Annotated in this window: 9 protein-coding genes; 7 read left to right on the top strand and 2 right to left on the bottom strand. The window is 68.8% G+C overall.

What is annotated here, in order from left to right; all coding sequences use genetic code 11:
• Window positions 1–243 (bottom strand): helix-turn-helix domain-containing protein (locus G407_RS32760; protein WP_043540327.1); only part of this gene is annotated, 243 nt, incomplete at its 3' end.
• A gap of 603 nt (window positions 244–846) precedes the next feature.
• Here G407_RS32760 and G407_RS0121160 point away from each other — a divergent pair.
• The 7 genes from G407_RS0121160 (at window position 847) to G407_RS0121130 (ending at window position 7,244) form a co-directional block, all read left to right on the top strand.
• Window positions 847–1,461, top strand: a complete 615-nt coding sequence (locus G407_RS0121160) for a 2-hydroxychromene-2-carboxylate isomerase (RefSeq protein ID WP_029032417.1) — start codon at window positions 847–849, stop codon at window positions 1,459–1,461.
• A 769-nt stretch (window positions 1,462–2,230) separates the two neighbouring features.
• A complete protein-coding gene (locus G407_RS0121155) occupies window positions 2,231–2,590 on the top strand; it encodes a DUF4440 domain-containing protein (RefSeq protein ID WP_245259146.1) in 360 nt (119 codons plus the stop codon).
• A gap of 399 nt (window positions 2,591–2,989) precedes the next feature.
• Window positions 2,990–4,516: an NADP-dependent isocitrate dehydrogenase gene (locus G407_RS0121150; RefSeq protein ID WP_210163145.1), complete on the top strand. Its 1,527-nt coding sequence runs from the start codon at window positions 2,990–2,992 to the stop codon at window positions 4,514–4,516.
• 959 nt (window positions 4,517–5,475) lie between these two features.
• Window positions 5,476–6,477, top strand: coding sequence for a metal ABC transporter solute-binding protein, Zn/Mn family (locus tag G407_RS0121145; protein ID WP_029032414.1), 1,002 nt, complete (start codon window positions 5,476–5,478; stop codon window positions 6,475–6,477).
• A 32-nt stretch (window positions 6,478–6,509) separates the two neighbouring features.
• Window positions 6,510–6,728 carry a hypothetical protein gene (locus G407_RS0121140; protein ID WP_029032413.1) on the top strand — a complete coding sequence of 73 codons (219 nt, stop codon included), beginning with the start codon at window positions 6,510–6,512 and terminating at the stop codon, window positions 6,726–6,728.
• Between the two features lie 91 nt (window positions 6,729–6,819).
• Window positions 6,820–6,978 carry a hypothetical protein gene (locus G407_RS31900; RefSeq protein ID WP_156917668.1) on the top strand — a complete coding sequence of 53 codons (159 nt, stop codon included), beginning with the start codon at window positions 6,820–6,822 and terminating at the stop codon, window positions 6,976–6,978.
• 20 nt (window positions 6,979–6,998) lie between these two features.
• Window positions 6,999–7,244, top strand: coding sequence for a hypothetical protein (locus G407_RS0121130; RefSeq protein WP_029032412.1), 246 nt, complete (start codon window positions 6,999–7,001; stop codon window positions 7,242–7,244).
• 213 nt (window positions 7,245–7,457) lie between these two features.
• Here G407_RS0121130 and G407_RS0121120 read toward each other — a convergent pair.
• Window positions 7,458–7,983: extracellular solute-binding protein (locus tag G407_RS0121120; RefSeq protein ID WP_029032410.1), on the bottom strand; the 526-nt coding region annotated here is incomplete at its 5' end.

The raw sequence follows: 7,983 nt of genomic DNA, 5'->3' as shown, positions 1-7,983 counted from the left end.
GATCCAGTCCTCGAGCCCGTCCAGCTTCTTCGAGCGCGACGGCGATGTCGGCGGCCGCCATCCACCGGCTCTCAACCAGCGCCGAACCGTGTTCCGCGAGCACCCCAGCTCCGCCGCGATCCGCTTCGAGCCCCACCCGAGCGCCTTCAGCGACAGCATCGCCGAGACCTCGTCCGGCTCCTTCATCTCCAGCCCCCGTGCAATCTGCTCCTGGGGGCATCTGTGCATCCATGCGTCGTCCATCGCGACCTCCTGCTCGACGGCAGGGGGTCAGTTCCTCATGGCGCCAAGGGGGTCAGTTAGTCGTGTCGCCCGACACGAATGCCCCGACGCCGCGCTCGACTGCCGCGACCGACCGTCCACCGCGCCGCTCTCCTGCCGTCGACGGTGATATCGGACCGTCCCCTCCGTCACCCCGAGCAACCGTGCAACCGAGCTCTGGGATTGTCCTCGCCTCAGCAATGCTGTCATCGCCGTCCGCGCCTCGCTCTCGAGACGACCCATCGTCTTCCCCCGGCAGACCACCCACCGGAAGATCGATCAGGCCAAGGCGACCCCTCGTAAATCTGGGTGTCGCCTTACGGCTCCGATGACATGTCTCCTGACACCCTGGAGGGCGCTCGCCAGCGACTCGAAGGGGCAGCATGAACCAGAGCGGCTCGGTTCTGCTCCCCGGTCAAGCGAAACCAGCTGTTTCGGCGTGCCAAACGCCAGCATGCGACTGGCCATCAGGGCTGCGTGCATGTTCGGGCCCGCGCCGACCGGCGCGGACAGCGCGGCTCCGATACGAAAGCCTTGCTCCGGCCCCTCTGTCGAGAGAGCCTGACGTTCAGGGAGAACGGGACCATGGCGCGCGAAAGCTCGATCGACTTCTGGCTGACCCTGGGCAGCACGTACACGTTCCTTACCGTCATGAGGCTGCCCGATCTGGCAGGGGCGTCGGGCGTGCGCTTTCGGTGGCGCCCCTTCAGCCTTCGAGCGATCCTCGCGGAGACACGGCATGTTCCTTTTGCCGACAAGCCGGCGAAGACCGCATACATGTGGCGGGACATCGAGCGCCGTGCCAAAGTGCACGGATTCCAGATCTCGCTTCCGGCACCCTACCCGGTGCCCAACACCGTACTCGCCAATCGCCTCGCGCTGGTCGGGCTCGATGAGGGCTGGGGAGAACCCTTCGTCAGAGAGGCTTATCGTCGGTGGTTCGAGCTTGGCGACGCTATGGGAAGTGAGCCCAACGTTTCCGAGAGCTTGAGGGCGGCCGGACAGGACCCTGAGCGCGCTCTGGCTCGCGCGAACTCAGACGAAATCGAGCGCCGGCTCGATGACGAGACGGACGCCGCCCGCGCCGCCGGGGTGTTCGGATCGCCGACCTTTGCCGTCGGCCGCGAGCTGTTCTGGGGGGACGATCGCCTCGAGGACGCCATCCTGTTCGCCATGCGGGGCGCGGCGCCAGTCAGGTGAACCTCTCCGAGAGCTTCGCCTCGTATGCCCGCCGGGCCACCTCGTAGGCGCGCGGCATCCCGCACGCTCGCCGCCGCCTCGGAAAGTCGGTCTCCAGGGGGTCAGCGCCGACCGTTTTCGGCCCAAAGCCGCCAGATCTCTTGGCGAAGCATGGATTGAAACTGCCGTTGGAGCTCGCAAGCGGCGCGTGCCGCCCCCCGGGCAGGACCTGTAGAGGGCTGCCCTCGGGCCGCCGCGGCGGGCACCCGTGCGTGAGCAGGGTGGAAGGCACCCCCGCCTGCGGCGCGGGGCTGGGACGACGGTACCGGGCGGGCGCGGAGGCGTCGGATGCCGCTCTCGCGCCGCTCGCGCGGACTGTTTGGCGATGGCCCCGCATGAAAGCTGGCCGCGGGGCTGGGGCCGCGCTCACCTCGGCATGCGCGGCCAAGCAGGCACGTTAGCGCCCCTCTTCTCGTCCGGCGAGAAGGCGCCCGCGTTGGCCTGCTGCCGCGCTTCGGACGCGATCCGGTTGGAGAGCACAGTGTTTACCGGGCGCGTACCCGGCCGCGCGCTTGCGCGTGACGCCGATACTGATCGCGAGCAGCCGGCGCCTGCGTGAACAAACGGCTTCGGCGAGGGTTGGCCTGGATCCAACAGGAGGAGCTTCGCCATGCCGAGGACGTTCGGAAACCGACTGGCGCGATCCGTCTGCGCGTCCGCCATCGCGATTTGGGTCCCGCTTTCCGCCGGTGCTCAGGACCCCTTCGAGGAGGGTCCGGACGTGGACGAGATGAGGTCGGAGTACGAGGCCGCTTTCAACGCCGGCGATGCCGGCCGGGTCGCCGGGCTCTATGCCGAGGATGCGATCGTGCTCCCGCCGGACTACCCGGTCGTCGAGACGCGCGAAGGCGTCGAGAGCTATGTCTCGGAGTTGCTGGAACAGCGCCAGGCGGCCGACCTCGCCATCACGAGCATCGAGGATCGGCAGATCGACGGCGCCTATCTCGACGTCGGAACCTACGAGATGACGGTCGCCGGCCCGGACGGCGAGGGCGTGCGCGTCGGCGGCGACTATGCCTCCCTGGTCGAGGAGGTCGAGGGAGAGTGGCTCGTCACCCGCCACGTCATGAACCTGGACATGCCCCGCTGAGCACGGCCGGTGGCGAGCGAGCTACCGGCCCTTGCCGAGCTTCCGGAGGGCGACCCGGGACGCGGCGGAGCGCGTCGCATGCTCGCGGCTTTCGAGAAGCTCGCTTCCCGGCGCGAAACTGAGCGAGGCGAGATTCTCGACCCGCTGCTCCGGGGGTTGCTCCTCGGCGCTGCCGACGCACCCCCTTCTTGGAGGCCACGGATTTCAACTATGTCGTGCCGGCCCAGACGCCGAACGGGGTGGTGAACCAGAACGGATCGGAGCAGGCGCGATCGGCAACGGCGGGCGTCGAACCTGCAATTGCGACGGCTCGAGCCGGGCAGTGCGTTCAAGATGTTCTGTTCAATATAACAGATCGTTTCAAACTATCTATTTCACAGAACGCGTGAGCCGTCTTACATGAAGGCGGACGCAGACCATACAGGGGGCTTCACCACCATGTCCGCCACGCTCGACCAAGCCTCGGCTCTCTTCTCCGCCGGCCCCGGCGCCCCTCCCGTGACGATCGCCTTCGGGGACGGCATCGGGCCGGAGATCATGGCGGCCTCGCTGCGCGTGCTGAAGGCGGCCGGGGCGAACATCGCCTGCGAGCCGATCACGATCGGCGAGGCGGTCTATCGCTCGGGCGAGACCTCGGGCATCCCCGCGGCGGCGTGGGAGACGATCCGGCGCAACAAGGTGCTCTTCAAGGCCCCGATCACGACGCCCCAGGGCGGCGGCTACAAGAGCCTCAACGTCACCATGCGCAAGGCGCTCGGCCTCTTCGCGAACGTGCGGCCCTGCTCGGCCTACGCCCCCTTCGTGCCGACGCTGCACCCGGCGATGGACGTCGTCATCGTGCGCGAGAACGAGGAGGACCTCTATGCCGGCATCGAGCACCGGCAGACCGACGACGTCGTCCAGTGCCTCAAGCTGATCACGCGCCCGGGCTGCGAGCGCATCGTGCGCTACGCGTTCGAATACGCCCGCGCCAACGGGCGGCGGAAGGTCACGGCCTTCACCAAGGACAACATCATGAAGCTCACCGACGGCCTGTTCCGTCGGGTCTTCGACGAGATCGCGCCGGAATATCCCGAGATCGAGACCGACCACTGGATCATCGACATCGGCGCGGCCAAGCTCGCCGCGCAGCCGGACCTGTTCGACGTGATCGTGACGCCCAACCTCTACGGCGACATCGTCTCCGACATCGCCGCCGAGGTGACGGGCTCGGTCGGCTTGGCGCCGTCGGCGAATATCGGCCCGCACGGGGCGATGTTCGAGGCGATCCACGGCTCGGCGCCGACCATCGCCGGCCAGGACGTGGCGAACCCCTCGGGTCTGCTGCTGGCCGGCGTCATGATGCTCGTCCATCTCGGCCAGGCCGAGGTCGCGACGCGGATCCACAACGCCTGGAAGCGCACGCTCGAGGACGGGATCGTCACCGCCGACCTCGCCCGCGGCGGCGCGGCCGAGGCGGTCGGCACGCAGGCCTTCGCCGACGCGGTGATCGCGCGCCTCGGCCAGGCGCCGCGGACGCTCGCGCCGGTCGCCTACCAGGCCGGCGCGCCGCTCGGGGTGCCGCAGGCCGCGCCGCGCCGGAAGCAGGCGAAGGCGCTGGTCGGCGTCGACGTCTTCGTCCACGACGACACGACCGATCCCGACACGCTCGCCGCTCGGCTCCAGGCGGCGGCGGTCGCCGCGCCCTTCGCGCTGACGCTCCTGACGAACCGCGGGGTGAAGGTCTGGCCGCAGGGCCTGCCGGAGACGAGCCTCGTTGACCATTGGCGCGCCCGCTTCAAGGCGCCCGACGGCGTCGCGCCGACCCATGCCGACGTCGCCGCCCTGCTCGCCGCGCTCGCCGCGGCCGGCATCGATTTCGTGAAGACCGAGCAGCTCTACACCTTCGACGGGGTCGCCGGGTACTCGCTCGGCCAGGGGGAGTGACACGATCGGTATCGGCAAGGAGGCAACGCCGTGCGCGAGGAGTTCGAGAGCGCACTCGGCCCCGACCTCGTGCCAACTGTGGGTAGCCGATCTCCCGCTCGATCGGACCGAGGCGGTCCGGCGGGCGGGGGTGGGCCCTGAACCGACTCGGGCCGGGGTCGGGTAAGGTCGTCATACTGCGGCGCGAGGACGGCGCGCAGGAGGTCCAGACGGGCGGCAAGGCTCAGGCCACTTTCTCTCCGATGTGGATGTTCGGCGAGAGGCCGGTGAAGTTCGTGATGTCGCCGATGATCTCCGCCCCGTGCTCCGCAACGGCATTGTCGAGCGCTTCACGCGATTGGAATGTGAGATCGCGGTGAGCAGGTGAGCCGGCTCGCCTACGTCCGCACCGACTCCACCCCTGAGGACCTGGGCTCCAGTGAGACTCATGGTGCCCATCGTTCGGCGATGAGCGGGACATGTCGATGGTAGGCGACGCTGATGATGGCGATCGGCAACTGCTGTTCGCTCCGAACACCGCTACCGTCGCATCAGCAGTTGGCAGTGAGCGGGATAAGGCAATCGAGCACGGGTTGGCACAGATTGGCACAGCGGCTTGAAGCGGCTGACGAACCCGTCGGCTTCGCCCTCGCCCTTTCATTTGGCGGCTGTCGGCCGAGGCCGTGTGCAATCTTTGGATGCCACCGGTGACGGGATTCGTTACCGGCGCGAGGCGGCGGCCTCCCTCATCTCCTCAGCGCGGCGACGAGCGGGGTGACGCCTCATTTGCAAGAGCCACCTGCAAATGGCTCGCAAGTGCGTTGACAGATGCAAATCGTTCCCATATGCGTATGGAGGACGAGGAAATCTCCGCGGCTTGCGCGTGGATTTGCGACGGACGAGGCTGTCAGGCCGCGTCGTCGCGCGCCGCGGGATCCGGGTCCGGATCCTGTTTCGACGACGACGAGGAAAGACGATCGATGCACGCCACCGACACGCCCGCCCCCCGCCGCCGCACCCTGCTCGGGGCCCTCGCCGGCCTCGCTGCCGCGCTCGCGTTGCCCTTCGCGCCGCTGCCAGCCTCGGCCGAGGCGTCCGAGCCCCTGGACGTGGTCGCCACCACCGGCATGATCGCCGACGCCGCCCGCGCGGTGGGCGGCGACGCGGTCGAAGTCCGCGCGCTGATGGGGCCGGGCGTCGACCCGCACGCCTACCGCCAGACCCGCACCGACATCGCGGCGCTCGCGGGCGCCGATCTCGTGCTCTGGAACGGCCTCTATCTCGAGGCGCAGATGGAGGAGTTCCTGCTCGACCTCGCCGAGCGCCAGCCCGTGGTCGCAGTGGCGGAGGCGCTGCCCGAGAACCTGCTGATCGGCCACGACGACTACGAGGGCCGCTACGACCCCCACGTCTGGATGAACCCGAACCTCTGGTCGCGCGTGGTGATCGCCGTGCGCGACGCGCTCGTCGCCGTCGCGCCGGAGCACGAGGCGGCCTTCCGCGCCAACGCGGAGGCGCATCTCGCCGAGCTGACCGAGCTTTCGAGCTACGCCACGCGCGTCCTCGGCTCGGTGCCGGCCGACAGCCGCGTGCTGCTCTCGGCCCACGACGCCTTCAACTATTTCGGCTCGGCCTACGGCTACGAGGTCATCGGCATCCAGGGCATCTCGACGGAGAGCGAGGCCGGCCTCCAGCGCATCGCCGAGTTGGTGGACCTCCTGGTCACGCGCGACATCCGCGCGGTGTTCGTGGAGAGCTCTGTGTCCGACCGCAACATCCGGGCGCTCGTCGAGGGCGCGGCTGCGCGGGGCCACGCGGTCGAGATCGGCGGCGAGCTCTTCTCTGACGCCATGGGCGAACCGGGGACCTACGAGGGCACGTATATCGGGATGATCGACCACAACACCACGACCATAGCCCGTGCGCTGGGCGGGGAAGCGACGGAGCGCGGCATGCGCGGGCGCCTCGCGGCGGGCAGCTGAGAAGGAGGAAGGCTGAGAAGGCGATCATAGACGTGCTGAAGAGCCTCAAGGCCGAGCGCCGGACGGTGATCGCCGTCCACCACGATCTCGCGACGGTGGCGGACTATTTCGACCATCTGCCGCTGATCTACGTGCGCAAGATCGCGGACGGGCCGGTGGCCGAGACCTTCACCGCCGAGAACCTGCAGGCGACCTACGGCGGCCGCCTCGCCACGGCCCATATCGACCAGCTGAGGCTGGCCGGCGCGTGAGACGATCAACGGCGGCTTTCTCGACGTCTTCCTCGCGGCCGCGACCCTGCAGGCCGGCTACAACGCGGCGCTCGTCGCCGTCGGAGCCGGCTTGTTCGGCGTCGCCGCCGGCGCCAGCGGGACGTCCCTGTTCCTCACGACACGCCCGCTCGGTTGCGACTACTTTGCCAACTCGATCCTGTCCAGCACCGGGCTCGCCTTCATGCTGGTGGTCGCTGCTCGGGGGGCGACGGGCGTCATCTCCTGCTGATCGGCGACGCGATCTCGCGCGTGCCGGGCGCGGCCCTGGGCGTCGTCTTCACCGCCATGTTCACCGCGGGCGTGCTGATCCTGGAGCAGACCGACAGGTTCGGCATCCACATTGACGTCGAGCACGCGCTCTATGGCAGTCCCGAGAGCCTGGTCTGGCTCTCCGCCGAGGGTCGGGGCTCGCTCCTCGACCCCGCGGCCCCGGCCGACCTGCCGCAGAAACTACCGTGGCCGGTTTCGCGGCGCCGATCGCGCTCCTCATCGTAATCGACTGGTGCCGCGCGAACAGCCTCGAATTCGTGCTCGGCTACGTGCCGAGCGCGCCGCTTCGCGGTCGCGCCGAGACGCCGCCCCGCTCTCGGCCGGTCAGCTGCGTTCATAACACCGCCCCGCCGGATCTCGGCGAGGACTAAAGCTTTCTTCATCAGACCCATGGCGGCGGCCGGGGTAGACCCGCCGCCGCCATCGCGGTCCGCCGCATCACTTCCAGCCGGCCCGATCCATGATCATGAGAGCCTCGGCGTTGTTCTGGGCGAAGGTCTCGGCCGAGAGATTGTCCTCTTCAAACTCGCCCAGCTTCTGGATCCACTCGGGAGCGGCCACGCCCTCAATGACCGGATATTCGCTATTCCCCTCGGCGAAGTAGGCCTGCGCCGAGTCGGAGGCGAGATACTCAAGGAAGAGCTTTGCCGCGTCGGGGTTCGGCGCGTGCGCGGCGACGCCGCCGCCGGAGATGTTGACGTGCGTGCCGCGGCCGTCCTGGTTCGGGAAGACGACGCAGATCTGCTCGGCCACGGCGCGATCTTCGGGGTTCTCCGAGCGGATCAGGTTCCCGAGATAATAGGTGTTGGCCACCGCGAGATCGCCCTCGCCCGCCGCCACCGCACGGATCTGGTCGGTGTCGCCGCCGCGAGGCTCTCGTGCCATGTTGGCGACAATCCCGCGCGCCCACTCCTCGGTTGCCGCCTCCCCGAGCTCGGCGTAGATCGAGCCGACGAGCGACTGG

This window comes from Salinarimonas rosea DSM 21201, from assembly GCF_000429045.1.
Lineage (GTDB): Bacteria > Pseudomonadota > Alphaproteobacteria > Rhizobiales > Beijerinckiaceae > Salinarimonas > Salinarimonas rosea.
The sequence above is the reverse complement of the archived record's forward strand: the minus strand, read 5'-3'. Positions and strand labels throughout refer to the sequence as shown.